This is a genomic window from Methylobacterium planeticum (genome assembly GCF_008806345.1).
Taxonomy (GTDB): domain Bacteria; phylum Pseudomonadota; class Alphaproteobacteria; order Rhizobiales; family Beijerinckiaceae; genus Methylobacterium; species Methylobacterium planeticum.
In genome coordinates this window covers 68,597-93,594 of record NZ_VZZJ01000009.1, presented here as the reverse complement: position 1 = coordinate 93,594, position 24,998 = coordinate 68,597, and the positions used below count along the sequence as shown (strand labels likewise).

The 24,998-nt window shown below is 69.3% G+C and carries 26 protein-coding genes, 3 tRNA genes and 2 pseudogenes; 15 read left to right on the top strand and 16 right to left on the bottom strand.

Features of this window, described 5'->3' with window-relative positions:
* Positions 1-1,164: an ABC transporter substrate-binding protein gene (locus F6X51_RS12770; protein WP_191970101.1), complete on the bottom strand. Its 1,164-nt coding sequence runs from the start codon at positions 1,162-1,164 to the stop codon at positions 1-3.
* Positions 1,165-1,641: 477 nt separating this feature from the next.
* Here F6X51_RS12770 and F6X51_RS12765 point away from each other — a divergent pair, with 477 nt between their 5' ends.
* Both F6X51_RS12765 and F6X51_RS12760 read left to right on the top strand, forming a co-directional pair.
* The gene (locus F6X51_RS12765) at positions 1,642-3,345 is read left to right on the top strand and encodes an FAD-binding protein (protein ID WP_210250303.1); all 1,704 of its coding nucleotides are present in this window, start codon (positions 1,642-1,644) and stop codon (positions 3,343-3,345) included.
* Positions 3,342-3,698, top strand: coding sequence for a 2Fe-2S iron-sulfur cluster-binding protein (locus F6X51_RS12760; protein WP_150964040.1), 357 nt, complete (start codon positions 3,342-3,344; stop codon positions 3,696-3,698). The genes F6X51_RS12765 and F6X51_RS12760 overlap by 4 nt, the downstream gene beginning before the upstream one ends.
* A gap of 279 nt (positions 3,699-3,977) precedes the next feature.
* Here F6X51_RS12760 and F6X51_RS12755 read toward each other — a convergent pair.
* The 3 genes and pseudogenes from F6X51_RS12755 to F6X51_RS12745 form a co-directional block, all read right to left on the bottom strand.
* Positions 3,978-4,413: pseudogene (locus F6X51_RS12755) on the bottom strand (IS701 family transposase); the annotation flags it as partial.
* A gap of 100 nt (positions 4,414-4,513) precedes the next feature.
* Positions 4,514-5,947: a mechanosensitive ion channel family protein gene (locus F6X51_RS12750; protein WP_150964039.1), complete on the bottom strand. Its 1,434-nt coding sequence runs from the start codon at positions 5,945-5,947 to the stop codon at positions 4,514-4,516.
* Positions 5,947-7,626: a cache domain-containing protein gene (locus F6X51_RS12745; protein WP_246696785.1), complete on the bottom strand. Its 1,680-nt coding sequence runs from the start codon at positions 7,624-7,626 to the stop codon at positions 5,947-5,949. The genes F6X51_RS12750 and F6X51_RS12745 overlap by 1 nt, the downstream gene beginning before the upstream one ends.
* Positions 7,627-8,301: 675 nt before the next feature.
* Here F6X51_RS12745 and F6X51_RS27880 point away from each other — a divergent pair.
* Both F6X51_RS27880 and F6X51_RS29030 read left to right on the top strand, forming a co-directional pair.
* Positions 8,302-8,724, top strand: coding sequence for a hypothetical protein (locus F6X51_RS27880; RefSeq protein ID WP_191970099.1), 423 nt, complete (start codon positions 8,302-8,304; stop codon positions 8,722-8,724).
* Positions 8,725-8,793: 69 nt separating this feature from the next.
* Positions 8,794-9,234, top strand: a pseudogene (locus F6X51_RS29030) (hypothetical protein); the annotation flags it as partial.
* A gap of 8 nt (positions 9,235-9,242) precedes the next feature.
* On the opposite strand, the gene F6X51_RS12730 reads toward F6X51_RS29030, so the two are convergent.
* Positions 9,243-9,316 (bottom strand) — tRNA-Gln (locus F6X51_RS12730).
* 510 nt (positions 9,317-9,826) lie between these two features.
* Here F6X51_RS12730 and F6X51_RS28890 point away from each other — a divergent pair.
* Entirely contained in the window at positions 9,827-9,949 is a 123-nt protein-coding gene (locus tag F6X51_RS28890; protein WP_281407638.1) for a hypothetical protein, read from the top strand.
* A gap of 64 nt (positions 9,950-10,013) precedes the next feature.
* On the top strand, positions 10,014-10,388 hold the full coding sequence (locus F6X51_RS12720) for a methyl-accepting chemotaxis protein (protein ID WP_150964035.1): 375 nt from the start codon (positions 10,014-10,016) through the stop codon (positions 10,386-10,388).
* Between the two features lie 33 nt (positions 10,389-10,421).
* On the opposite strand, the gene F6X51_RS12715 is transcribed toward F6X51_RS12720, so the two are convergent.
* The 4 genes from F6X51_RS12715 to F6X51_RS12700 all read right to left on the bottom strand — a co-directional run bounded on the left by F6X51_RS12715 (position 10,422) and on the right by F6X51_RS12700 (position 11,772).
* Positions 10,422-10,694 (bottom strand): PilZ domain-containing protein, encoded by a 273-nt coding sequence (locus F6X51_RS12715; protein WP_150964034.1) that lies wholly within the window; start codon positions 10,692-10,694, stop codon positions 10,422-10,424.
* A 110-nt stretch (positions 10,695-10,804) separates the two neighbouring features.
* Positions 10,805-11,044: a hypothetical protein gene (locus F6X51_RS12710; RefSeq protein WP_150964033.1), complete on the bottom strand. Its 240-nt coding sequence runs from the start codon at positions 11,042-11,044 to the stop codon at positions 10,805-10,807.
* 106 nt (positions 11,045-11,150) lie between these two features.
* Positions 11,151-11,372 carry a hypothetical protein gene (locus tag F6X51_RS12705; protein WP_150964032.1) on the bottom strand — a complete coding sequence of 74 codons (222 nt, stop codon included), beginning with the start codon at positions 11,370-11,372 and terminating at the stop codon, positions 11,151-11,153.
* 115 nt (positions 11,373-11,487) lie between these two features.
* The gene (locus F6X51_RS12700; protein ID WP_150964031.1) at positions 11,488-11,772 is read right to left on the bottom strand and encodes a DUF1488 family protein; all 285 of its coding nucleotides are present in this window, start codon (positions 11,770-11,772) and stop codon (positions 11,488-11,490) included.
* Positions 11,773-12,166: 394 nt separating this feature from the next.
* Here F6X51_RS12700 and F6X51_RS28585 point away from each other — a divergent pair, with 394 nt between their 5' ends.
* The 3 genes from F6X51_RS28585 (at position 12,167) to F6X51_RS12685 (ending at position 13,428) form a co-directional block, all read left to right on the top strand.
* The gene (locus tag F6X51_RS28585; RefSeq protein WP_150964030.1) at positions 12,167-12,466 is read left to right on the top strand and encodes a hypothetical protein; all 300 of its coding nucleotides are present in this window, start codon (positions 12,167-12,169) and stop codon (positions 12,464-12,466) included.
* On the top strand, positions 12,456-12,884 hold the full coding sequence (locus F6X51_RS12690) for a VOC family protein (protein ID WP_150964029.1): 429 nt from the start codon (positions 12,456-12,458) through the stop codon (positions 12,882-12,884). The genes F6X51_RS28585 and F6X51_RS12690 overlap by 11 nt, the downstream gene beginning before the upstream one ends.
* 85 nt (positions 12,885-12,969) lie before the next feature.
* Positions 12,970-13,428, top strand: a complete 459-nt coding sequence (locus F6X51_RS12685; RefSeq protein ID WP_246696777.1) for an MliC family protein — start codon at positions 12,970-12,972, stop codon at positions 13,426-13,428.
* 37 nt (positions 13,429-13,465) lie between these two features.
* Here F6X51_RS12685 and F6X51_RS12680 read toward each other — a convergent pair whose 3' ends face one another.
* Positions 13,466-14,635, bottom strand: a complete 1,170-nt coding sequence (locus F6X51_RS12680; RefSeq protein ID WP_246696776.1) for an amidase — start codon at positions 14,633-14,635, stop codon at positions 13,466-13,468.
* A 151-nt stretch (positions 14,636-14,786) separates the two neighbouring features.
* Positions 14,787-15,650 carry an outer membrane protein gene (locus F6X51_RS12675; protein ID WP_150964027.1) on the bottom strand — a complete coding sequence of 288 codons (864 nt, stop codon included), beginning with the start codon at positions 15,648-15,650 and terminating at the stop codon, positions 14,787-14,789.
* A gap of 574 nt (positions 15,651-16,224) precedes the next feature.
* Between F6X51_RS12675 and F6X51_RS12670 the strand changes: the two genes are divergently transcribed.
* Positions 16,225-16,686 carry a MucR family transcriptional regulator gene (locus tag F6X51_RS12670; RefSeq protein WP_150964026.1) on the top strand — a complete coding sequence of 154 codons (462 nt, stop codon included), beginning with the start codon at positions 16,225-16,227 and terminating at the stop codon, positions 16,684-16,686.
* Between the two features lie 55 nt (positions 16,687-16,741).
* On the opposite strand, the gene rmf is transcribed toward F6X51_RS12670, so the two are convergent.
* From rmf to F6X51_RS12655, 3 genes are all read right to left on the bottom strand, one after another.
* Positions 16,742-16,924, bottom strand: coding sequence for a ribosome modulation factor (rmf, locus tag F6X51_RS12665; protein ID WP_150964025.1), 183 nt, complete (start codon positions 16,922-16,924; stop codon positions 16,742-16,744).
* 107 nt (positions 16,925-17,031) lie between these two features.
* The gene (locus F6X51_RS12660; protein ID WP_150964024.1) at positions 17,032-17,319 is read right to left on the bottom strand and encodes a hypothetical protein; all 288 of its coding nucleotides are present in this window, start codon (positions 17,317-17,319) and stop codon (positions 17,032-17,034) included.
* A 116-nt stretch (positions 17,320-17,435) separates the two neighbouring features.
* A complete protein-coding gene (locus tag F6X51_RS12655) occupies positions 17,436-17,711 on the bottom strand; it encodes a hypothetical protein (protein WP_150964023.1) in 276 nt (91 codons plus the stop codon).
* A 228-nt stretch (positions 17,712-17,939) separates the two neighbouring features.
* On the opposite strand from F6X51_RS12655, the gene F6X51_RS12650 reads away from it, so the two are divergent.
* Positions 17,940-18,284 (top strand): hypothetical protein, encoded by a 345-nt coding sequence (locus F6X51_RS12650; RefSeq protein WP_150964022.1) that lies wholly within the window; start codon positions 17,940-17,942, stop codon positions 18,282-18,284.
* A gap of 62 nt (positions 18,285-18,346) precedes the next feature.
* On the opposite strand, the gene F6X51_RS27875 is transcribed toward F6X51_RS12650, so the two are convergent.
* A complete protein-coding gene (locus tag F6X51_RS27875) occupies positions 18,347-18,748 on the bottom strand; it encodes a hypothetical protein (protein ID WP_191970097.1) in 402 nt (133 codons plus the stop codon).
* Between the two features lie 258 nt (positions 18,749-19,006).
* On the opposite strand from F6X51_RS27875, the gene F6X51_RS12640 reads away from it, so the two are divergent.
* Both F6X51_RS12640 and F6X51_RS28345 read left to right on the top strand, forming a co-directional pair.
* Entirely contained in the window at positions 19,007-19,909 is a 903-nt protein-coding gene (locus F6X51_RS12640) for a glycosyltransferase family 92 protein (protein ID WP_150964020.1), read from the top strand.
* Positions 19,910-20,404: 495 nt separating this feature from the next.
* A complete protein-coding gene (locus tag F6X51_RS28345) occupies positions 20,405-23,263 on the top strand; it encodes a Calx-beta domain-containing protein (RefSeq protein ID WP_210250302.1) in 2,859 nt (952 codons plus the stop codon).
* A gap of 318 nt (positions 23,264-23,581) precedes the next feature.
* Here the strand turns inward: F6X51_RS28345 and F6X51_RS12620 are convergent.
* Positions 23,582-23,657, bottom strand: a tRNA-Asn gene (locus F6X51_RS12620).
* 330 nt (positions 23,658-23,987) lie between these two features.
* Here F6X51_RS12620 and F6X51_RS12615 point away from each other — a divergent pair.
* Both F6X51_RS12615 and F6X51_RS12610 read left to right on the top strand, forming a co-directional pair.
* Positions 23,988-24,061 (top strand) — tRNA-Cys (locus F6X51_RS12615).
* A gap of 267 nt (positions 24,062-24,328) precedes the next feature.
* Positions 24,329-24,982, top strand: a complete 654-nt coding sequence (locus F6X51_RS12610; RefSeq protein WP_150964019.1) for a protein-L-isoaspartate O-methyltransferase family protein — start codon at positions 24,329-24,331, stop codon at positions 24,980-24,982.
* Positions 24,983-24,998: the final 16 nt, after the last annotated feature.

Genomic DNA, 24,998 nt, shown 5'->3' with positions numbered 1-24,998 from the left:
TCAGACGGCCGGTGCGGCCACGAAGACCTTGGCCTGACCGTCGCCGATCAGCACCTTGGGCGTGACGGTGGCGTCCCGCTCCGCCGACCAGCCGAACCGGCCGAGGACGCCCTCGAAATCCTGGATCCCCGCGAGCTTGTCGCGGACGGCCCGGCCGTCGGTGACGGTGTCGGCTCGGCGGATGGCCTCGGCGATGAGGTAGGCGGCGTCGTAACCCTGGGCGGCATAGATGTCGGGCGTGCTGCCGTAGCGCTTGCGATAGGCCTCGACGAAGGCTTTGCTCTTGGGATGGTCGTAGCCCGCGAACCAGGCCGCGCCGACCAGGATGCCGTTGGCCGCCGGCCCCGCGAGCTCGAAGAGCTTGGCCGAGATGTTGGCGTTGCAGCCGACGAACACGACCTTCTCGTCGAAGCCGAGCTGCTTCGCCTGGCGCAGGATGGCGGCCGCCTCCTCGGCGAGGGCGCCGAGGATGATCGCGTCGGGCTTCTGCGCCTTGATCTTCGTGAGCTGCGCGGAGAAGTCGACGTCGCCGCGCTGGTAGCTCTCGATCCCCACCGGCTCGAGGCCAAGATCCTGGACGGCTTTCCTCTGGACGTCGTGGGCGCCGCGGGTCAGCGCGTCGTCGAGGCCGTAGACGAGGGCGACACGTTTCACGCCATGCTTCTTGACGGCGTAGGCGAGCACGGTTGGGAAAACCTGATCCTCCGGCACGCTGGTGCGGAAGATAAAGTTGCCGATCTTGGTCAGATTTGGGGCGGTGTTCGAGCTTGCGACCACCGGGATGCCGGCTTGCTCGGCGAGCGGATCGGCCGCGAAGGCGGAGTTGGACAGGCTCGGGCCGAGGATCGCCACCACCTTGTCCTGCCGGATCAGGCGTTGAAAGATGTTGACCGTCTGACCGCGGTCGGCCCCGTCATCCGCGTGGAGGGCCCGCAGGGTGATGTCGCCGAGAGTCCTGGCGTCGTTGATCTCGTCGAAGGCGAGCTCGATCGCCTGCTTCTGCTCCGTGCCGTAGAGCGCGGCCGATCCGCCGGTCGTCGATTGGACAAGCCCGATCTTCGCGACCTTTCCGGCTCCAGCTTGTCCAAGGCTCGTGCCGGGCGCGAGGGCGACCGCTGCCGAGAGAGCGATCGCTTGGCGGCGCGAGAGGCGTGCAGGGGGCATGAGGGCACTCCGTGAGGGGAACCTGCCAGCGCCCGCGGCCGAACCGTACCGGGATGGGCAAGGCAATGCTCGTCGTGGATCGGTCGCCGTGTCGAGCGAGCCGGATCCGTGCGCACCGCACGACATCCAAGTCGTTCGTCAAAACGGCTGCAGATCCCGTCTTCTGTTCAATTTGGGGCAGCGCGTCAACGAGAAAATTAAACCAGCAATACCAGTATATGAGGATTTTGATGCTTTCCAAATGAAGAATAATGGCATTTATTTCTCAGTTGAATCGATGCAATCTTTGTCATAGTGCAAGCGCGGCGATGGCCGCCCGCGCAGTTGCGACGTTCGGTTTGAGGAACGGGCGCCGCTGGGTCTGCTTCGAACGTCGTGCCTCTCCCATGGCTTCGATGGTCTGTCGCGGTCCGGGCGGGCGTGCGATGAGGGTCGCGGCTGCGACTGGCCGTGGGCACCGCCGAGGAAGGAGATGCTGTGCCGCCTGAGACCGTGACACTCGAGACGGACGTGCTCGTGATCGGATCGGGTGCCGCCGGAATGGCGGCGGCGCTCGCGGGTGCGAACGATGGCGCGCGCGTGATCCTGGCGGACCGGAGCCTCATCGGGCGCAGCGGTGCCACGATCATGGCCCAGATGACGGTCGCGGCCGCACTCGGGTCCGAGGTGCCCGACGACTGGACGCATCATCTCGCCGACACGCTCACGGCGGGCCGCGGCCTCTGCGATGCGGACCTCGCCCAGGTCGTCTGCGAGCGCGGACCCACGGAGATTCGTCAGCTCGACGCATGGCAGGTCGGCTGGGCGCGCGACCCGGACGGGCGGATCAAGCAGGCGCATGCGCCCGGACACGACCGGCCGCGCTGCGTCTACGTCGATTTCCTGGCGACGGGGCCGGCCGTCGCCAAGACCCTCCGGACGCGCGTTCTGCGTCGAGACGGCGTGACCCGGATCGGCGACCTTTGCGTCACGGAGCTCGTCCTCCACAACGGCGCCGTCGGAGGCGCGGTGGGCTTCTCCGTTGCGGATGGCCGGACGGTCTTCGTCTCGGCCGGAGCCGTGGTTCTCGCGACGGGCGGGGTGACGCGCCTCTACCGGCGCAACAGCGCCTCCGCCAACATGGGCGGGGACGGCCACGCTCTGGCGCTCCGCGCCGGGGCGGAGCTCATGGACATGGAGTTCGTCCAGTTCTTCCCGATCGGCCACCTTGCGCCGCGCCTCGTCGGGATGGACCCGATCATGTGGGACCCATTCCGCTACAAGCTCGGGGGCCGCCTCCTGAATTCTGAGTTCCGCGAGTTCCTGAACGATTACGGAAACCAGGAGAGCGGGCGCTACAACGTCGCCCGCGACCGGGCCACGCACGCGATCCTGAGCGAGGTCAGGGCCGGGCGCGGTTCGCCCGCCGGGGGTGCCTATCTCAGCTTCCAGCACGTGCCGACAGCGCAGCTCCGGAGCGCCTTCGGTCCCGTGATCGACAAGCTCGCCGCGAACGGGATCGATCTCACGCACATGCCGATCGAGGTCGCGCCGATCGCGCATTACCACATGGGCGGGGTCCGGGTGGATGCCGGCATGGGCGCCCGTGTCGCCGGTCTGTTCGCCGCGGGCGAGATCGTGGCGGGTGCGAACGGAGCGAACCGCCTGTCCGGCAACGCGATCACCGAGGCCCTCGTCTTCGGACGGATCGCCGGACGATCCGCGGCCGAGCGCGCCGTCGCGGCCGAGCGCGGCACGCTGTCCGACGCTGCGGCGGCGCTCGATTGCGCGGGCGCCTCCAATCCGGCCGCCACCACCAACCTCTCCGGCGTCATTGCGGAGCTCCAGTCCGTCATGGCCGAGGATGTCGGTCCATTCCGCACGGCCGCGGGGCTCGCGCGCGCGCTCGCGCGGCTGGCGATGCTCAGGGCGGATCTCGGTGAAGGTCCGCCCGGCCATCAGGGACCCTACGACATGGCCCGGCTCGACTGGTTCGACCTACGGTCCATGCTGCTCGTCGCCGAGTCCGTCGCGCGGACGGCCCTGTCCCGGCAGGAGAGCCGAGGCGCCCATCAGCGCGACGATTTCCCCGACACCGCGGAGCCCTGGGCGATCCACCAGACCGTCTCGCTCTTCGGCGATGCCCTCGTCGTCGGTCGCGCCCCGGTCCACGTCTCACCGTTGTCCGAGCTGGCCTCATGAGCATCACCGCCACGCTCGTCGTGAGCCGCGGAACGGGCCTCGGCCCGCGCGGGACGAGCCGCTACGTCGTCCCCTACACGCCGGGCCAATCGGTCCTGGACGGACTTCGCTACGTCCGCGCCAACCTCGACCCCACCTTGAGCGTCCGGCATTCATGCATCAATGCGAACACCTGCAAAGAGTGCATGATCGTGATCGACGGCAAGGTCGATTACGCCTGCACGACGCGGCTCGAGCCGCGCGAGATGGTCCTCGAGCCGCTGTCGAACAAGGCGCACCTGCGCGACCTCGTGACCGAGATCGCGCCTCCGGACGAGCGTCTCGAGCACGCGCTCAAGCGGGCGGAGGCCTGACCCGCGCGTCGTGCCGAGCCGATCGCGATGCGCACCGGGGAAGCCCAGGCTGACATGACAGGTGCGTTTTCTGGTGTACAGACTGGCGCCTTGCGTTGCTGGACTTGCCGCGTCAACGCGCTCTGGCGTTTGGTGCGCGGCGTTTGAGATGCGCTTGGCGGGCAGCGGCCTGCTGCGCCCGTCGCCGGAGCGACCATGCGATGACGTGGGCGGACTGGATGCGCCGCTGTCCCAGCCGCACCGCGATGCGGCGGATCTCCTGCACCGACCAGCGGATCGACGGGCGCGCGGGCTCGGTCGGGCACGGCCTTTTGGGGGCGGCGCGTTGGCGTGCTGGCGGATCACCGCCAGCAGGGCGAAGGCCATCATCACCAAGCTGACGTGCCGATGCCAGCCACGCCAGGAGCGGGTCTCGTTGTGAGCGAGTCCGCGTTGGGTCTTGGCCGTCTCGAACGCGTCCTCAATGGTCCGCCGCCGCCCCTCGACCGCCGCCAAGGTCGCGATCGGCGTGCTGGCCGGGCACCAAGTCGTGACGTAGGTCCGCTCGCCGTCGATCAGGCTGCGGCGGATCAACAGGCCGCGCGTCCGCAGACCGGTCTGGTCGTCGTCGGCACCATCGAGATCGGCCGGTTCGCAGGAGGCTCAGTCGTCCAGCCTCGCGCCCTTCGTCCGGTCGCCGGCCGACAGGCGCGTCCAGGCCGGCGCGAGCCCGTGCGGCGATCAGGACGGCACCCGAAACGACGACGGCCCCGGACCAGCTGCGCGGGGGCCGAGACATCTTTGCATGACGAGGTCTGCGTCGAGCCGATCCCCGGTCAACTCGCTGTCGTCGCTATCGAATCCAGGAGACCGAGATAGAAGGCGGCGGGGCGCTCGGCACGGGCGTCGAGCGCGCTGACCTCGGTGGCGTGCGTGATGTCGAGGATCGGTGAACGCGCGAGGTTCGTTGCGAGCGACGCTTTGATCTCGGGATGCTCGGCGAGAATGCTTGCGAAGGCAGCGCGGGTGAGTTCGAAAACAAGGCTTTGCGTGACGGCGCCGATCGGTGCCGGATGAGGGAGGCCGGAGAGGAACGCGCGTCGCCCGAACGCCTGGGTCGCGACATACCGCTCCTCGACGAAGCCCGGCCGATCGGGCCGTGCGCGCAGCCGTTTCATCAAGCCCTCGCCGACGATGAAAAGCGATGGACGCACCGCACCGGCTGCGATGAGGGAGGCGCCCGCCTGCACCGTCTGCTCAATCAGCGCTTCGGCGATCCGCACTTGGACCGCCGATGGCAGGCCGCGGAACAGCCCGCATTGCTGTACGAGCACGCGCCGGTCGACGATGCGATCAGCGACGCGGATCCGACGTTCCGCGGTGACGACTTCCTGCTTGGGATAGGCGACCCCGATCCCGGCGTCGCGCAGATGCGCCAGAATGCTTTTGATGACCGCATGATCGGAGGAGAGCCCTTGATCATGTTCGGCGATCACGTAGCGAATGGCGTAGAGCACGCCGTCGCGGTCGAGCCGGATGGCATGCACCCGCGGTGCGTCGACGAGCGAGACCCCAGCAGCCCCGATCACGCCCGCGAGCAGGATCCGCTCGGCGCTCTCTGCCGTGACGTCGTAGTCGAGGCAGATCTCAAGAATGCGCTGCTCGCTCTTGTTCGGCCGGTCGAAGTTCGTGATCGACGCCGTGCCCAGTGCGACGTTCGGGATCGTGACGAGGCGGCGCGCACTGGTCAGGATCGTGGTGCTGCGCCAAGTCGACTGCACAACAATACCCTCGACCTCACCGATTTTGACGCGATCACCGACCGTGAAGGCGTTCTCGACGTTCAGAGCGGCGCCGTTGAAAACGGCGAGGATGACGTCCTTGAGCGCGAGACCCAGGATCGCAAGGCTCAGGCCGCCAGCAGCAACAACGGCGCCGATATCCCAGCCATACACACCGGTCATGATGACGGCAGCGCCGACAACGAGCACCGAAAAGCTCGCAACGTCGCCGATGAGATGCGGCAGCGCCTTGCCGGCGCGATGCTCGAGAAGGCCGTGAATCAGGTCGCGACGGACGAAGCGCGCGATCAGGAGCGCCGCGATCCCTAGCAGAAGCGCCGTCTCGCCACGCCGGACGGTCTCGAAGCTGATGCCGGTGAGGAAGGTGAATGGGCGGGCGAACAGGTTCTCAGACACGAGCAGTGCTGAGGCTGCCAGGAACGATAGGATCAGGCCCAGCGGCGGTCGCGGGACGAAGCGCGGGCGCATCAGGCAGCCTTCAGACTGAAGAGGAAGCCGACCCGGTTCGTCTCGCCCTCGAGGATCGTGAGCGAGCCATCGAAGCGCTCCAGGGTGAGGCGCGCCAGGATCAGCAGGCTGCCTGCCTCCTCTTCCGTCGCCGTCCCGAACGCCACCAATTCGTCGAGGCTTGGCGGGCTGGCGCGCCAGCCGCCGGATCCCGCGACACGACCGACGATCGCACCGTCCTCGAGCTTGAGCGCCACGACGATGGAAGACCCGACCATGCGCCGCTGCAAGGTGAAGACGATGGTGCGGAGCGCCGCGCGCATCAGGGAAGCGTTGCACCGTGCTGGCGGCAGGCCAGCCGGCACGGTGAGCTGAATTGCAGGAGCGCCCCCCGCCTCTCCGGCGATCTCCGTGACGAGCGCCGCGAGATCGACCGATCCGGGCTCGGCGCGCTTGAGCCGGTCACGCATCAGCAGCATCGTCGACTGATCCTCGACAGCCGTGTTCAGACGCCGGAGTTCGCTCGCAGCGAAGACGAGGGCTGGTTCCGAGACCTCGCGGGTTCCCCGCACGGCCGTATCGATCGCTCCCTGAACAGCGGTGAGCGGATCGCGGATCAGCAGGACCAACTCGGTCAGAAGGCCGAGTTTCCAGGCATCAAGATCGTGGAGCGACTGACTGATCCGGTCGTATGCCCGCGCCTTGCTGCGCACCTCCTGCAGCCGCCCGGAAAAGCTGCGCTCCAGCCGCGCCCGCAGCGCGCGGAATTGAAACAGCCCAACGAGGACGACGGCGAGCAGGATCGCGGTCGCCAGCCCTGTGTAGAGGACGATCCCTCTCCGCGCCTCGGCGAGCGCATCGGTCAGGTCCTCCGCCACGGTGATGTGGATCACGGGCTGACGGCTCACGTCCAGGATCGGGATCGTCCGCACGAAGACCTCGCGAGTCTCGCCACGCGACGCCGAGGGGACGGTCTCGGCCGGGTTGAACGGTGCGGCGGCGAGCAGGTCACGGGCTTCCGGCCGCGAGAAGCGGATGTAGAGAACCTCGCCTTTCGTCAAATCGGTCGTCCCGCGTGCGCGGTCGAGCGTCTCCGCGGTTCGACGGTCAAGGGCGAAGCCGAAATCGAGGCCGGTTGCTTGCGCGGCGATCTGCAACGCGTCCCAGGGCGAACTGCCGAGTTCCAGGTTTCCGACATAGGTCTCGCCCGAGATGACCGGCGCGATCACGCGCAGTTCCGGACCGATGCGGCCGATTTCCAGACCAGCGACCGGAAGCCGCGACTTCATGACGGCAGCGACCATGACCCGATCGGCCAAGCTATCTCCGAACAGGTCGGGACGATGCGCCCGGAAGAAGTTGACGTCGGCGGTGACCTGGAAGCCCAAGATCGTCACGCCGAAGCGCGGCTTCAACACTTGCTCGAACAACGGCACCGAGCGGCGCGCAAGCTCGGCTCGATCGCGCTGAGTGAGCGCGCCGACGATGAGCGTGTCCCGGGCGATGATCTCGGCGCCAAGACGCAGAGACTGAAGCCGCGCCTCGGAGGCCTCGCGGTAGACCGTATCGAAGCGCGAGGCCCGCGTTTCTGCATCGTGAAGCAGGACATGGCGGGAGCTGGCGTACTGGCTGACGCCGGCGAGGATCCCCCCTGCCATGATGACCGCCGTGACGACGAGGGCGAGGATGATCTGGCGCACGTCCAATGCCCCGCCGTCTCCCCGTCCTTCGAAACTACCCTCTGGTACGGTCGAGATCGGCGCCGACATCTCTGCCCTGATCATGTGATCGCGAAGGAGTGCGGGGTTGAAGGGGATCGCCTGGAGCGCACGGCAGACGCCTCGATGGGCTTCGTGGTGTCACGCGCCCTGGCGATCCGGTGCAAACGATCGGCAACGCATCAGGTCAGCGCGGTCCGCCCCGGCCCGAACGTCCACAGCCTCCTGGCATCACAACGAGGCTGTCGGCTGTCACTCATCAGCAACACCCCTGAACCTACTCTCCGGAATGCACAAATTCCGAAGCTGGCATGATCTTTCCCGCGAGATCTCCTCTTGGATGACGACGCCGATGTCTTCTCCACCGGGATCGTCGCGGCGGCCCAGGCATGGCTCGAGGAGACGGTCTCCGCTGGCGGAATCGCGGGAGCGCCTCTCGAACGGCTCTGCAGACGGTCCGGCCGAACGCTTCGCCGTCCAGCGCAGAAGCCAATGCGCGCCTGGCAAAGGCCTCCGAGGCGGCCAGGATCCCATCTGTGAAGGTCAGCAAAGGGCTCACGAGACCCTTTGCGACCAATCAGAATTGCGCAGATCGCATCGGCCGTCCCGCTTCAGTTCCGGTTGCCCTCTCCGACGCGCTCGACATCGGAGCCCAGCATGACCACCGGCCTCTTCCTCGCCATCGCCGACGTCCTGCCCAACGTCAGCGCCTCTGATGACAATTCAGGAGACGACGGGCCATTCGAACCATGCGCCGATGGTCTCATCATCGCGCCACGCAACCCTGCAGACGCGAATGCCGCCGACGCACGGCGCATCGAGCATAAAGGCGTCCGGGACAGCAGCCGTGCTCGGCATGGTCAGCCGAACGCCGGTCACAGACAGGTCGTGAACCATGCACCCGATCGACGTGTGTTCGTCGATCGAGATCAGTCCGCCTTCATCGACGCGGTGACGCGGTGCAGTTCGGCGCTCTTCCATCGTGGGCTCTCTGAGCAATCCCGTGATGCGCCATCATCGGCAGCATCTCTTCATGGTTGCCGCCGGAACTCCTTCAAATTGATTGGAACTGCCGCATGACGCAGATCGTCACCGAGTTGCGCACCATGCGCAACGACGCGACCGCGACGGCATGAACTCGTTCCGCGCGGGCAAGGGGGACGCGCGGTGACGGTGCCCTGCCTCGCGCCGCTCGCGGAGATCCTGGATCAGCGCCTGGAGCCCGCGACGCACCTGTTCCGGTCGAGCGATGGCGGCCCCTGGACGGAGGGCGGCCGGAACGCCCCGTTCCGGAAGCTCCGGGCGAAGCGCGCGGAGGCCGGCAAGGTGAAGCCGGGGCTGACGGCGCACGGGCTGCGTCACAGCGTGGCGACGGACCTGCGCGAGTTGGGCAGGACGGACCGGGAGATTGCCGACATGCTGGCCAGCGCATCACCGACGCGACGCCGACCCACCATCGGACGGCCGACAGGACGCGCTCGAACGCGCGGGTGCTGCCGGACCTGCACGGGCCCGGCGGTTCCAGCAAAATGGAAAAACAAATGGAAAAACCCGCCGAAGCGGGCCAACCGGATCGAGCTAAGTGTTTGATGAATAAGTGGCTGGGGGACCTGGATTCGAACCAGGACTAGAGGAGTCAGAGTCCACCGTTCTACCGTTAAACTATCCCCCAACAAATCCGCTGGACGAGGGCGGATTCGGGCCCGGCGGCATCGTCGGGAACGCGCTGCGGCGCGGCCTGTCGCTCGGGAGCGCTCGGGATAGGAGAAATGGCGCGTGCGGTCAACCGTCTTGCCGAAGGCGGTCCGGTCGGGAGGGGGAGGCCCCGGCGCCAGGTCTCTTGATGCGGTCAGGACATGTCCGACCCCGGGGACGCCTCCGATGCGTCGGCCCGCATCCGATCGGGCAGGGCAGGGGGCTTGGCAGGGGGCTTGGCAGGGGGCTTGGCAGGGGGCTTGGCAGGGGGCTTGGCAGGGGGCTTGGCAGGGGGCTTGGCAGGGGGCTTGGCAGCGCCAAGCAAAGCTTCAGGCAAAATCAGTCAGTATGACTCCGTGTATTGCCTTCCATGGCACAGATCAACTCAGCTTATTGGATCGGAACTCGGGGTTTATTTGTCAAATTTTGGCTGCGACGAGGAGAGGGCCGCACCAAGCTCCGTCCACGGACCGGGGCAAGCCTCTCCATGCTCTTCTCGGAACGTCCCGCATTCCTGCGGTCGATCGACCGGGCGCAGGTTCGCATCGAGCTGGCGCTCGAGGGCCGGATCCTCCACGCGAACGCGCTGGCGCTGGCGCTGTTCAGGTGAGGCGCCGAAGAGGTCCAGGGACGGCACCACGGGAGGTTCCTCGTCCCCGAGGAGCGCGAGGGCGATGTCGCCCTGCGCGCCTGGGAGGGGCTCCGCCGGGGCGAGGTCCGCCGAGGTCAAGGCCCTGGCCCACCATTCCTCCCGGGCCGCCGAGGAGATCGGCCTGCAGATCAGCGCGGTCCAGGAGTCCACCTGCCGGGCGGTCGACGCCATCGAGGCGATCGCCCGGACGATCGGGCATCTCAGCCAGATCTCGCTCAGCGTCTCCCCGGCCGTCACCGGGCAATCCGCGGTGACGCGCGAGATGTCGGTGAACATGCAGAACGCGGCCGACGGCGTTGCGCTCGTGCGCCGCAACATGGACGGCATCGCCCCGGCCGCGGCCGAGGTCGATGCCTCGGTCCAGAAGGTCGCGGTCGCCGCCCGGGCCATCGCCTGAAGGCGAAGCGGAGCCCGGTCCGGCCGGCGCCCCTCAGGCCGTGAGGGCGATGCGCTCGGCCGGCTGATCGAAGAAGGCACCGATCTCCTCGGAGGTGCGCCAGGCGGCGGTGCAGATCCGGGCCCGCGGGAAGCGGTCCCCGAACAGCACGAAGGTCTCCGGCACCCCGGAGGTGTCCACCATCGTCAGGCGCACCCCGATGCTCGACTGATCGTAGATCAGACAGGGCACGATGGTGTGCTCGTCGATGGCGACGGAGCCGATCTCGTTGACACGAAAACGTTGTTCTGCGCGACGATCCTGCACGCGGATCTCCGGAATGCGACGGTCCCAGGATGGAGCCTGGACCGAGCGGCTGAAGATCACGTTCGACGAAAGCTTCAAATTGTCCCGGTCCGGCGTCGGTCCGACTCGGTTCAGTTCTGGACCGAGGGCGGCAGGTCGATGGCGAGGCCCCGGGCCTTGAGCGCGACGAGGCGCAGGAACTTCTCGTCCGCGCCCTCCGAGCGCCAGCCCTCGATGGCCGCGGCCAGGAAGGCGGTGAAATCCTCGCGCCGGATCACGCCCTGCTTCTCCAGGAAGGAGATCAGCGTGCTCACGATCGCGACCGTCGCGTTGTCGGCTGCGGCGATCGTCTCGGCCTGCGATGGCGTCATCCCCAACTCCCCCGCCCAGCTCCCCCCGTCTGCGACGCGGCCGAGCATAGGCCCGGCGCTCCGCGCCGTCAGCCGCCCTGCGGGGGCAGGTCGGGGTCCGTTCGACTCAGACCTTGATGTCGAGGAGGCGGCGCTCGGTCAGGGGCACGCTGCGCAGCACGTCGTTGCCGGCCTCCGCGCGCGTCGCGGGGTCGACCGGGCGCGCGATCTCGACCGACACCGTCCGCGTCTCGGTGTTGTGGCGGCGGGCGGCCTCGTTGCGGGCCGAGAGCTGCAGGTCGCCCGCCCGCAGGATGCCCACCGAGGTGATCGGCGCGATGCTGGTCATGGACCCTCCATCCCGCGAGCCCAGCACGGGCCACCTCAGCATCCGGTTGCGGCGAAGGCTCGCATTTGACCGATCGGCGCGAATCCCCCGGACCGTCCTCGGGGGCCCGGCGGTCTCAGGGTTCCTCGAAATCCTCGGCGTAGACCTCGATGAGGTTGTCCGGCGCGCCGGTCCGGTCGAACTTCGCGCTCGTGGCGTCCTCGATCGGCCGGCGGTGATGCAGGAACAGCGTCATCGGGTCGGGGTCGGGATCGCTGCCGCCGAAGCGGGCGCGGATCACCGCGATGCCGATGCGCCCGGCGATGACCTGCTGCCCGTCCGTCATCGGGAAGCGGACATGTTCCGAGGTCGCCTTGTCGATATGCGGATCGCCGAACGTGTAGGGTCTCAGCGGCATCATCCCCTCCCTGTCCGACCGGCATTGAGGCGTCCGCGCCCCGGACCGGTCAAGGGATTGCACGGAAGGGCACGCAGGGGCGCTCCGGCGGAAGGCCGGGGCCGCGCCATCCGGTCCCTAGAGAGGCCCTGCGCGCCGCACTTTCACCGTCTCAACACCGGGCGGGGCGCCATGCGGGCGGGGCGGGCAGGATTGCCCGTCGCCGCCCGTCTTTCCGTCCAGGCCTTCTCGTCCAGCCCTTCCCGCCCGCCCGCCCGCCCGCCCGAGCCTTGCCCGCCCGGGCTTTGGCCGCCGCCTTGGCTTTTCGCTCCGAGCGCGGCCGTCCGGTAGGGTGCCCTCGCGCCGGCCTCGAAACTCCGCGGGCCGGTCCGGCGTTGGACCGCAGAGGGAGGGCTGCATGCCTGGACGAACCCTGCTGCCGCGGCTCTTCCGCCTCGCCGCCCCGCTTCTCGGCGCGCTGTGCCTCGCCGGCGCCCAGCGCGCGCAAGCCCAGAGCCCGGTCCAGGGCATGGCGCTGACGCGACCGGCCGCGCCGGACCCGGCGCCCCACGCGGCCGAGATGCCCGCGCCCGCCCGGCCGATCCCCCCGCGGGCCGAGATGGCGCCGCTTCCGGCGGGGCGCCTGCCGGGCCAGCTGACCGGCCGGACGCGTGAGCGGGTCGTGCGCGACATCTGCATCGGCTGCGATGCCCGCTAGCGCCGCGCCGTCCCTCGCCGGCGTCCTCGAGACCGTCCTGTACGTCGCGGATCTCGACCGCGCCGACGCCTTCTTCGGCGGCATCCTCGGCCTGCCCTGCCTCCATGCGGACCTCCGGATGCGCGGCTACAACGTGGCCGGGCGCGGCGTGCTCCTGCTGTTTCCCGAGGGCGGCTCGCTGCGGCCGGTCGAGACGCCCGGCGGCACCATCCCGCCCCATGACGGCCGGGGCCCCGCCCACGTCGCCTTCGCGGTCGGCGCCGACGCGCTCGCGGATTGGGAGCGCCACCTCGCGGCGGCGGGCATCGCCGTCGAGGGCCGGACCCGCTGGCCCCGCGGCGGGACCAGCCTCTACTTCCGCGATCCCGACGGGCACCTGCTCGAACTGGCGACGCCCGGCCTCTGGGAGGGCTACTGAGCGCCGACCATCGTGATGGACGCTCCCGCCGCCGGCGGGGCAGGGCAGGAGGGTTCAGTCGATGCAGCGCCGGAGATCAGGGTCGGTGAAGAGCGGGCGCATTCCCGGCCTCGCGGCCCTCGCCGCAGGGGGAGGCGCCATCTTGGGAGCCGGCATGTTGGGAGCCGTCATCTTGGGAGCCGGAATCTCGGCGGCCCAGGAGAAGGACGGGCCGGCTCCGGGCCAGGAGCCGGAGACGGCGCTGTCGCGCGCGGCGGAGCCCGAGGAGGCCACGATCCGCCGCGTCGTCTTCCTCTGCCCGCGCGACAAGCTCCTGACGGTCGAGTTCCTGAACGCGGAGCCCGGCAAGCCCGCCGTCGTGCACCCGCCGGACGGTCCCGCCATCACCCTGGCCCTGCAGCCCAGCGGCTCGGGCTTCCGCTACGCCGACGCGACCCGCGAGCTGCGCGGCAAGGGCCGGGACGTCACCTGGACCGATGCGGGGACGCCGCCGGTGGTCTGCACCGAGCGGATCGCCCCGCCCGGCGGCACCGAGCCGAACTGAGCGTCGAGGATTGGGCGGCGGCCCGCCCGCAATCGCCTCAGCGGGCGAAGGTTCGGGCGAGGTCGAGGAGGGTCTCGTCCCGGCCGGGCCCGGCGATCAGCGACAGGCCGAGGGGGCAGCCGTCGAGCCGGGCGCGGGGCAGCGAGACCTGGGGCAGGCCGGCATGGCCGGCCGGGCAGAGGAGCTCGAGCGCCCGGGCCCGGAAGCCGTCGAGTTCCGCCTCCGGCGTGGCGAGGTGCGGGGCGATGCCGGGGGCGCTCGGCAGGGCCAGGACCGCGTCCTCGCCGAGGAGGGCCCGCAGCTCCGCCGCGATCGTCCGGCGCAGGGCGGTCGCCGCCGCGACCTCGCCGGCATCGAGCCGGCTCGCGGCCTCGAAGCGCTCGCGCACGCCCGGCCCGAACCGGGGCTGCACCCGCGCGATCCAGGCGCCGTGCGCGGCCCAGGCCTCGTGCGACTGGATCAGCCGGAAGGCGTTGCGCCAGGCGCCCGCCGCCTCCCCCGCCACGGTGACCGCCTCCACGGTCGCGAATTGCGCGCGCAGGTGCCCGAGGGCCTCGTCGAGGGCCTCCGTCACGGCCGGGCCGGCCCGCTCGAACAGGTCGCGGGCGATCAGCAGGCGGCGGGGCCGGGGTTGCGGCGGGGTCTCCCCCAGCAGGACGCGGCCGACCCTGGCGAGGATCGCGGCATCGCGGGCGAACCAGCCCGCCGTGTCGTAGCTCGGCGCCAGCGGCACGGCGCCGGCGAGGGAGATGCGGCCGTGGCTCGGGCGCAGGCCGTAGAGCCCGCAATAGGAGGCCGGAAGCCGCACCGAGCCGCCGGTATCGGTTCCGATCGCGAAATCCACGAGGCCGGCCGCCGTCGCGGCGGCGGAGCCGGAGGAGGAGCCGCCGGGAATTCGCCCCGGCGCCGCGACGTTGCGGGGCGTGCCGTAATGGGCGTTCTCGCCGTTGAGGCTCCAGGCGATCTCGTCCGTCTGGGTCTTGCCGACGAGGCGCGCGCCGGCCGCCAGCAAGGTCTCGACGACGGGCGCGGAGGTGGCCGGGACCGGATGCGTCGCGAGCCAGTCGGGGCTGCCCGCCCCCGTCGGGACGCCCGCCAGGTCGAACAGGTCCTTGAGGCCGAAGCCGAGGCCGGCGAGCGGCCCGGTCTCGCGATTCCGGCGCGCGACGAGCCCGTGCGGGCAGAAGGCCCCGACCGTGTCGATCATCCCGATCTCCTCAACCGCCGGAGCCCCCGGGGCTCGCCCGGGGCCTCTATCGGACGGGAACGCGCCGCCGTCAAAGGCGGGGCCGAGGATCGGGCAGACGAAAAAGCCCCGCCGGCCGGGGGCCAGCGGGGCCGGGAGACGGCCCGGAGGCCTAGTAGCTACCGAACTTGTAGTTGATACCTGCGCGGGCGAGGCTGCCCTCGGTGGTGAAGCGCGAGGTGTAGGAGCCGTTGACCGGGGCGTTGCCGGTGAAGTTCACCAGGACGTTCCGACTGCCGAGGTCGTAGCGCAGGTACTCGGCCTTGAGCGTGACGGCATTCGCCTTGAAGACGTTCAGGACATTGTCGGTCGGGATCGCGAACTCGATGCCGCCGCCATAGGCGTAGCCGGTCTCGAAGTCGCTGTAGCGGCCCGCATAGGCGAGGGGTCGGGCGGCGGCGTTGCCGAAGAACTGCGCGTCGTAGCTGACATTGCCATAGGCGAGGCCGCCCGTGCCGTAGACCAGGACGCGGTCGAAGGCGTAGCCGATGCGGCCGCGCACGGTGCCGAGGAAGTCGAGGCTCTGGCGGAAGGTCGACGGGTCGTTGAGGGTGCTGAGGAAGCTGCGGCTGCGGTCGAGGTCGGTGTACTGGACGTCGGTCTCGATGCCGACCACGATGCCGCTGCCGGGCGTGAACTGGTAGTTGAAGCCGAAGCCGCCGCCGGCGGTGAAGCCGTCCTGCTCGGAGCGGAGCGTACCCGGACGGCGGTTGGCCAGCACGTTGCCGACCGTGCTGGTGTTGAAGGGAGCGACCACCGCGGCGGCGCCCGGACCGTTGTTGCCGATGGTGCGCACCGCGCGGTTGTCGCTGAAGGCGTAGCCCGCGTTGATGCCGGCGTAGAAGCCCGACCAGGTGAAGACCGGGACCGGCGTGAACACCGGCGGCGGGGCCGCCCGGCGCGGCAGGTCGGCGGCCTGGGCGGCGCCCGCCAGCAGGACGGCCGCGGTACCGGCGAGGAGCAACGACTTGAACATGGGGGACATTTCCAGCTTCGACATCTCGGGGACGCCGTCACCCTGGCCGAGATGCGCGCTGGAGCCTATCGCCGGAAGATCACAGCGCGTCTGAATGAGATCGATCTGCCGGATTTCTACGCTTTTTGACTGAATCAACGCGCGGATGTGACGCCCAAGACACAAAAATATCCAGATATCTTCGAGTAATAAAGTTTTCGTGATGCTGGGATTACAATACGGCAAGACGACGTGGGAGACTTCCGCGATCGACGATCGGGGAACGGGCCAAGACGGTCCTTGCGGCGCACGGCGCGCCGTCCCTCGAGACCGTTTCAGGTTCCGTGAGGGGAATGCGATGCCGGAGCGAGGCCGTCTCGGGTCGAGCGGTGCCGAACCGTGTCGTCCCGGTCCCGGGCCGCCGGTCCTGAAACAAGAGTCAGCCGTCGCGGATCTCGACCGGCTGGGTTGAGAAATCTTTCCGATTTCCGCCGCGGTTTAACAGATTAGACGAGGTTCCGCGGTGTTCGCCCTTGATTTCGAGGCCAGTGAAATGATTTAGAGCCGCGAGGGGCCGATCAACCGGATTGTACGAATGTCAGAAGAAACGCAGGGCGTCGCGCCCGAATTCGTCACGCTCGCGGCCGACATCGTCTGCGCCTACGTGTCGAACAACTCCGTCCCGGTCGCCGAGTTGGCCACCCTGCTCGCGACCGTGCACGCCGCGCTGGCCGGCTTGGCGCAGGGCGCCGTCGCGGCGCCCGTCGAGACGATCGAGAAGCTGACGCCGGCGCAGATCCGCAAGTCGATCACGCCGGACGCGCTGATCAGCTTCATCGACGGCAAATCCTACAAGACGCTGAAGCGCCATCTGGCGGCGCATGGGTTCGACCCGCACAGCTACCGCCAGCGCTACGGCCTGCCGGGGGACTACCCGCTGGTCGCACCGAACTACGCTGCCCAGCGCTCGGAACTCGCGCGCGCGATCGGCCTCGGCCGGCCGGGCGCACAGGCGACACCGGCCGAGACCCAGGGCCGCGGCCGCAAGGCGGCGTGACCGGACGTGGCCCGCTCACGCTGCGTGAGCGGGCCGTGCCCCAGGGGCGGCGGCCTTACCCGAGAACGAGGGGCTGATGCGGCGCGCGATCGCGTTCGACGCCGTCATATCCCTCCATCCAGGAGGCACGCTCCTCGCTGTTGCGCGGATAGGGGCAGGCATCCTTCGGCCGGCCGTGGATCCGGGCCTGGGCGCCCTGCGCGATGGGATCGGGGTTCGTGTGGCGAGACGTGGCCATGAGGATGGCTCCGCAATCTGATGTCTGTGTGACAACCCCCCGGAATCCGAACCGATCCGCGAAGCCGGTGCGGCCGTTCTGCGCGGGCGGCACCCCGCGGGAACGGCCTAGAAGCGCCCGGGGATCGGCAGGGAATCCCGGCCGCGCGGAAGCGAGAAGCCGTTCGGGGGCCGGCGCGGTACGCCGACGGCCTGGCCGCTCCGCGCCGCCTCGGACAGGTTTCGTGGCCCGGCCAGGCCCTGCGTGCCGCCGGGGGCCGTGGCGGGGGCCTGCCCGGCGGGGGGCGTGAACGAGCCTCCCCGCGCCAGGGCCATCCCGCAGCCGCTCGCCGCGGCGAGGCCGGCCGCGCCCAGCAGCGGGGCGATCGTGCGGATCGTCGTCATGGTTCGGCGCATACGCGATCCCTCCCGGCGCGGTCCCCGTGCACCGAGGGGCAACCGAGGCCGGCCGGACCGGGTTGCGCCGCGCCGGCGTGGGATTCGGCCGCACCGGGATTGGGGCCGGAGGGCGGTCAGACCTTTTCCGGGCGCGCCAGCATGATGGCGGTCGTGACCGTCGCCCGCTTGGAGCGGAACGAGGACAGGGAACTGTCCGCCACCGCGCGGGCGATCGGGTAGGCCTGGACGGCCGCCGCGATGTCGAGGACGAAGCCGAACGCGAGGGTGTAGAGGCGCAGTCCCGGCGTGGAGAGGTAGGTCTCCGCGAGGCGGACGATCGCCTCCGGGGTCACGGCGCCCCGATCGAGGAGTTCGAGAACGGTCGGGTTCGCGGAGAGCGCTGCGGGCATGATGGACCTGTCTCGTGAGGTCAGCCGCCCGTGGGTGCGCGGCCTCGGCGATGCCCCAGCCATGTCCCGCAACGGTTAACGGGTGGTTAATTCCGCGGCGTCGGACGAGGCGGGCCGGGCTCCCGTCCGGCCCGGCCTGCGTCACTGCGGGGAGGGGTGGCCCGGAACTCGGCCGCGCCCTCGCACGTCGTCCTGCCAGGATCGACCGAACGATCCCGGAGAGCCGCCATGCGCGCATCAATCCTGTCCCTGGCCGCGTGCCTCGTCGCCGTGACCGCGCCCGCCCTGTCGCAGGGCCTGCCCAGCGCGAATCTGAACAGCATCAACAACTCCCTGGCCGCGATGGGCCAGGCCAGCGCCTTCCAGCAGCAGCAGACCTCGAACTTCAACACCCTGCGCATGGACGGGCAGCGCAACGTGCAGTTCCAGCCCCAGGACGGTTACGCGGCGCCCGTCATCCTGCGGCAGGGGCGCGGCTTCGGCGCGTCCGGCCCGCGTCACAACGGGGGCGTCCGGGCCGGACGCACCGGCGTCGATACCGGCCTCGACCGGGGCATCTGCATCGGGTGCTGAGACCCGGACCCATCCGCGCCCGTCCCTTCGCATCCACGCGGCACGCCGCCGCTCAACCCATTTCACGAGGTAGAATCCGCATGATGAAGATCGTTCTCGGCGCGGCCCTGGCCGTCGCGCTCCAGCTCGGTGGCACCGGTCTCGGCCTCGCCGCATCCGGGGGCGGCGGGGGCGGCGACGGTCTCGACCGGAACGCGGCCGCCACCGGCAACAGCACGTTCGCGGGCCAGCACCGGGGACCGGAAGCCGGCGGAAGGCGGATGATGCGCCATCACCGGCACCACCGCCATCACCGACGCCACCACTGAGGCGCCTCCCTCGGGTGCCCCCGCGACGGCACGACGCTCACCGGCGTCGATGCCGGTCGTTGCGCCGGTTGGCCGGGACCGGGGGCGCCCGCCCAGGAGCCACGGTCGGACGTGGTCGTCGGCGCTGTGCGGCAGGGCGGCGCTGTGATCGGCCAAGGCTTTGGGTCCTTGGCGCCGGGTCCTTGGCGCCGGGTCGATGCCGCTGAGTGATGCGCCGCAGGGTCCGGGCGGACTTGTGGTGCGGATCGCTGGCGCTCCGGTCGGCAGACCCGGCCGGCACGCGGCCATCCCAGCCGGAGCGAGGCCCGCGGAGGATCAAATCGGCGCGGTGTTGTGGCGGGGCCATATAGTGCTCGCTGTCTGAATGATAATGCTCTCCGCGACGCGGGGGGCGTATCATGTTGGGAGCGCGTAATGGCGCCGCGTTATAGGGCTGCGGTCTGCGGGATCGCCCGCGACGAGGATCGCTACGTCGTCGAGTGGATCGCCTACCACCTCGCCATCGGCTTCGACCACGTCTTCCTCTACGACAACATGAGCGTGCGGCCGATCGAGACGCTGCTCAACCCGAAGGTCCTCGGCAAGACCGTCACGGTGATCCGCTGGCCCTCGCACCCCGGCGAGAGCGCCCAGTACAAGGCCTACCGGCACTTCCTTCACACCTACCGGGACTGGGTCGAGTGGGCCGCGATCCTCGACCTCGACGAGTTCCTGAACCTCAAGCGGGATCGGACGATCCAGGGCTTCCTCGATCGCTTTTCCGTGGAGGCGTCGGGCATCGGTGTGAACTGGCGCCTTTTCGGCAGTTCCGGCGCGTTGCATTACCGGAGGCGCCCGATGATGGAGCGCTTCACCATGGCCTCCGAGATCGCGCTGGGGCCGAACTGCCACCTCAAGACGATCCATCGCCTGTCCCACGCCACGGAGATCCATATCCACTACGCCGATTATCGGGAAGGATCCGTCGTCCATTCCGCGGACGGAACCGTCATCCAGAGCGGGAACTTTCTGGAGCCGAGGAGCGAGAACTTCGCCGTCGCGCAGATCAACCATTACTATTGCAAGTCGAAGGACGAGTTCTCCGTCAAATGCCTTCGCGGCTATTGCGATCACCACACCCTGGATCCGGACACCTTCCACCAGTGTGACTTCAGCGACGTGCCGGAGACGTCGATTCAGAGACACCTGCCCGCCCTTCGCCGCAGGATGCGTCAGGTCGGGCGCCGGACGCCCCTCCTGTCCCGGCTCCTGAAGCGAATCCTCGGGGCGTCGCCGCAGCGGCTGCGCGCCGCAGGACCGTCCGGGACGCCGGCCTAGGGCGCTCGCCCCTCCCGGCAATCACGCTCTGTACGCTTCTGCTCATTCGGACACGGCTCGAGAATGGCCGTGATCGTGCGGCCGGCCAGCGCCGCCGGCGCCGTGACCCGTGCCGGCCCGGGCCGATGGCCGCGCCGCCTCCGCCCGGGAGCCGTATGCGGGAAGTGCCCGGATCCTGGCGATCCGAAGGCGGATCGCCCCCCATCCGATCCTTCGACGCTGCGGCGGCGGTTCGGCGGTCCCCGAACGCGTCGGCGCCGCCACGACGATCAATCTAAGTAGTTTCTGCTTGGTTTCTGGACCATTTCGATCTGAATTTCGGAAGGAGCGTCCGAGATTTTTCGAAGGCCAGTCGCGGGTGCCGATCGTGAGATCTTATTCTTCGGCGCGGCTCTACAACACACTTTCGTCACATTGGGCCGGAATTTCGCCGGACATCATGTTGATGAGCGCAGACGGTCTCGACAGGTCTGCACTTTCGACCAGGGGGCGATGATGAGCTACGGCGTTGACTTCAATGTGACCAGCAGCTGGAATGCCGGCTTCCTCGGCTCCGTCTCGGTCAGGAACGTGAACCCGACGGCCACGAACGGTTGGCGCGTCGAGTTCGACGCGCCGTTCGAGATCACGAACCTTTGGAACGGCGAGATCGTCAGCCACGTCGGCAACCATTACGTGGTCCGCAATGCCGGCTGGAACGGTGCGATCGCGCCGAACGGGCTGGTCAATTTCGGCTTCCAGGCCGCGTCCCAGGGAACGCCCGCGACGCCGACCGGCTTCACCGTGAACGGGCAGGCCGCCGGCTCGACGGGGACGCCGCCCCTCCCGGTCATCTCGATCACCGACGCCTCGGTGGTCGAGGGCAACGCGGGCACGGTTTCGGAGCTGTTCAAGGTCTCCCTGAGCGCCGCGTCGACCGACACGATCACGGTGGCCTATGCGAGCGCGAACGGCACCGCGACGGCCGGATCGGACTACGCGGCGACGAGCGGCACGCTGACCTTCGCACCCGGCGAGACCACGAAGACGATCGCCGTGCCGGTCACCGGCGACACGCTCGTCGAGACCAACGAGACCTTCAAGGTCACTCTGTCGGGCACCGTGAAGGCGACGATCGGCCAGGGGACCGGGACCGGCACCATCGTCAACGACGATGCGGCCCCGCCACCCAGTCCCGCCCTCAAGGTGTCCGACGTGACCCTGCTGGAGGGGACCGGCGGCACGACGAATGCCGTGTTCACCGTGACCCTGTCGAGGGCGGGCACCACCAAGATCACGGTCGGCTACCAGACGCAGGATGGAACCGCGCTGACCGGCGCGGACTACACGGCGACCACGGGATCGCTCACGTTCAACCCGGGCGAGACCACGAAGACGGTCACGGTTCCGGTCGTCGGCGACGCGCTGAGCGAGGCGAGCGAGACCTTTCGGCTCAACCTGCTTAACCCGGTCGGCGCCACCGTGGACAAGGCGCAGGGGACGGCGACCATCACGGATGACGATGCGGCTCGACCGACCGTGAGCGTCGCAGACATCTCGGTCGTCGAGGGCAACCCGACGACCGTCTCGAACCCCGGCGGCGGCAACGGCATCGGCACCGGCTTCTTCCACACGCAGGGCAGCCAGATCCTCGACGCCGCCGGTCACAGCGTGAAGATCGCCGGCGTGAACTGGTTCGGCATGGAATCCGGCCGGTTCTCGCCGGACGGGCTGAACGTCCGCAACTACAAGGATATGATGAAGCAGATGGTGGACCTGGGGTTCAACACCATCAGGCTTCCCTTCTCCGACCAGCTGTTCGACCAGGGGAGCACGCCCAACGGGATCGACTTCAACAAGAACCCCGACCTCGCGGGCCTGTCCGGCCTGCAGATCATGGACAAGATCGTCGACGCCGCCGGGCAGCTCGGCCTGAAGATCATCCTCGATCACCATCGCTCCGGCGCGGGCGCCGGGACCTCCGAGAACGGTCTCTGGTACAACGGCACCTACGGCGAAGGGCGGTGGATCGACGATTGGACGATGCTGGCCAAGCACTTCGCCGGGAACAGCACGGTCATCGGCGCGGATCTGCACAACGAGCCGCACAACGGCACCTGGGGCGGCGGCGGCGCCACCGATTGGGCCGCGGCGGCCGAGCGGGCCGGCAACGCCGTGCTGGGAGCCAACCCGAACTGGCTCGTCTTCGTCGAGGGCGTGGAATCCTACCAGAACACCTATTACTGGTGGGGCGGCAACCTGATGGGCGTCAAGGACCGCCCGATCCAGCTCAACAGCCCCGGCCACCTCGTCTACTCGGCGCACGATTACCCGAACTCGATCTACGGCCAGCCCTGGTTCAACGACCCGAGCTTCCCGAACAACCTTCCGGCGAAGTTCGACCAGATGTGGGGCTATATCGAGCGCGAGAACATCGCGCCGGTCTATCTCGGCGAGTTCGGCAGCAAGCTGACCGACCCCAAGGACGTGGCCTGGCTGTCGAAGCTCCAGGCCTACCTGGGCGGCGATTACGACGCCAACGGCACCCGGGATATACCGGCGGGCCAGCAGGGCTTCAGCTGGACCTGGTGGTCCTGGAACCCGAATTCCGGTGACACGGGCGGCATCCTGAAGGACGACTGGACGAGCGTGCAGACCGACAAGGTCGCCACCCTGACGCCGATCATGTTCCATTTCGACGCCGCCGGGAGCGGCGGCACCACGAGCGTCGACGGCACGACGCGCGCGACGTTCACCGTGACCCTCTCGGCCGCCGCGGCGATCCCGGTCAGCGTGGATTACACCACCGTGCCCGGCACGGCCGACGCCAGCGACTTCACGCCGGTCAAGGGGACGCTGACCTTCGCGCCCGGGGAGACGACGAAGACCGTCCCGGTCGTGGTGCGGGGCGATGCCGCCGCGGAACCGAACGAGACCTTCCAGTTCGCCCTGTCGGCCCCCCACAATGCGGACCTCGCCCACGGCACCGCCACGGCGACGATCGTCAACGACGACGCCGTCGTGACCCCCCCGGTCATCACCCCGCCCACGACCCCGCCCACGACCTCGCCTGCCACCGGATCGGCGCAGCTCGTGGCCAAGACCACGGTCGTCGATGATTGGGGGACCGGCGCGGTCACCTCCACCGCCCTGAAGAACGCCGGCTCGGCCGCCCTCGACGACTGGACCATCAAGCTGAAGACCCCGCTCGAGATCACGAACATCTGGAATGCCGAGATCGTCAGCCACACGACCGGCGAGTACGTGATCCACAGCGCGAGCTGGAATCATCACATCGATCCCGGCCAGGCGATCAGCTTCGGCTTCCAGGCGACAGGCCACGCCACCGCGGCCTCGTTCGACTGGGTGATCTGACGGGGCGCGCCACGGCGTCGCTCCGCCCATCGAGGCCCGGCCGCCTTCATCGCATCGCGGGTGGGGGTCGGGCCCGTCGGGGATCGGCGCGCCCGGACTGGCCGGGGATGGGGGCCCGCGGTTCCGCCCGCGGGCGGCCGGGCCCGCCGATACGCCGCCCGGAATGGGGTGGCGCAGTCGAGCCGCGTCGGGCTGCGGGCAGCCCGCCGCAAGGGCCGCAGGGAGGCCTGAAACGCCTCCGGAACATCCGCGGTAACACGCACAGCAACACGCTTCGACTGATATTCGAGGAAGTCGCGCTAAGTGCTTGAAGGTATTTGGCTCCCCGAGCAGGACTCGAACCTGCGACAAAGCGATTAACAGTCGCTTGCTCTACCAACTGAGCTATCGGGGACCACGGCGGGGTGTCTACACACCGGGGATGCCGGACGCAAGGGTGCTTTTTCGGGTTGTTTGACGATTCCGTCACGAAGCCGGGTCCGAACGGCGCGCACGCGCGCGTCGCTTATGGGATCGCCCGGGATCGCCCGGGATCGCCCGGGGCAAGGCCTAGGGCAAGGCCTGGGGCAAGGCCCGGGAGGGCGCATCGCGGCGGCGCGGCGAGGCGGCGAGAAACACCGTTGCCCATCGCACCGTGCCTCTGCTAGAGACCCCTCTCCCCGAGCCGGCCGCCCGGCCGGGGTTGCGCATCGCGGCCCGATTTCCCGGGCGGCCCGCGCCGGACGGCCTCGTGGCGGAGTGGTTACGCAGAGGACTGCAAATCCTTGCACCCCGGTTCGATTCCGGGCGAGGCCTCCATCGACTTCCCCTCATCGGCGATTCTCCGCCCCGACACCCGCGGGCGCTGCCGGGGCGCTCCTGACCGGGAGCGCCGGTCTTCACAAGGCGTGCCGGTCTTCACAAGGCGTGCCGGTCTTCGCCCGGGCCCCTCTGGCGCTTTCGCGAGAACCTTGCCTTTTGACGGCCGATCCACGACAAACCCGCCAGCTTGGGCGCCCGGCCCGGCCCTTCCGCGGGCCCGGCCGAAGGCGCGAGACCGACACGCGTCGAGGGATACCAGCCACCATGCTCGATTACGCGCAGGCGCGACGCCTCATGGTCGATTGTCAGCTGCGGACCTTCGACGTGAACGACATCGCGGTGCTCGACGCGTTCGATGCCGTCCCGCGCGAGCGCTTCGTGCCGCCGGGCCGGGAGGATTTCGCCTATATCGACCAGACCCTGCGGCTCGGGGGCGCGAGCGGCGACGTCCGCTTCCTGCCCGCCCCGATGGTGCTGGCCCGGATGATCCAGGCGCTGGAGATCCGGCCGGGCGCCCGCGTCCTCGATATCGGGGCGGGATACGGCTACGCGGCCGCCATCCTCGCCCGCCTCGGCGGGCAGGTCGTGGCGCTGGAGCCGGTCGAGGTCCTGGCGCAGGGCGCGCGGGAGCGGCTCGGGGCCGACGCCACGGTGCTCGACGCGCCTCTCGCCGCCGGCGCGCCCGGACACGGCCCCTACGACGCCATCCTGGTGGAGGGCCGCATCGAGGTGCGGCCGCAGGCCCTCCTCGACCAGCTCAAGGACGGCGGCCGCCTCGTCAGCGTGATGGGGCCGGACCGCGCCGCCAAGACGACGCTGTTCGTGCGCGCCGGCGACGCCTTCGGGGCGCGGCCCCTGTTCGACGCGGCCCTTCCGGGTCTCTCCGCCTTCGCGGCGGAAGCCGGCTTCTCCTTCTGAGCCGGGCTCGGATCCC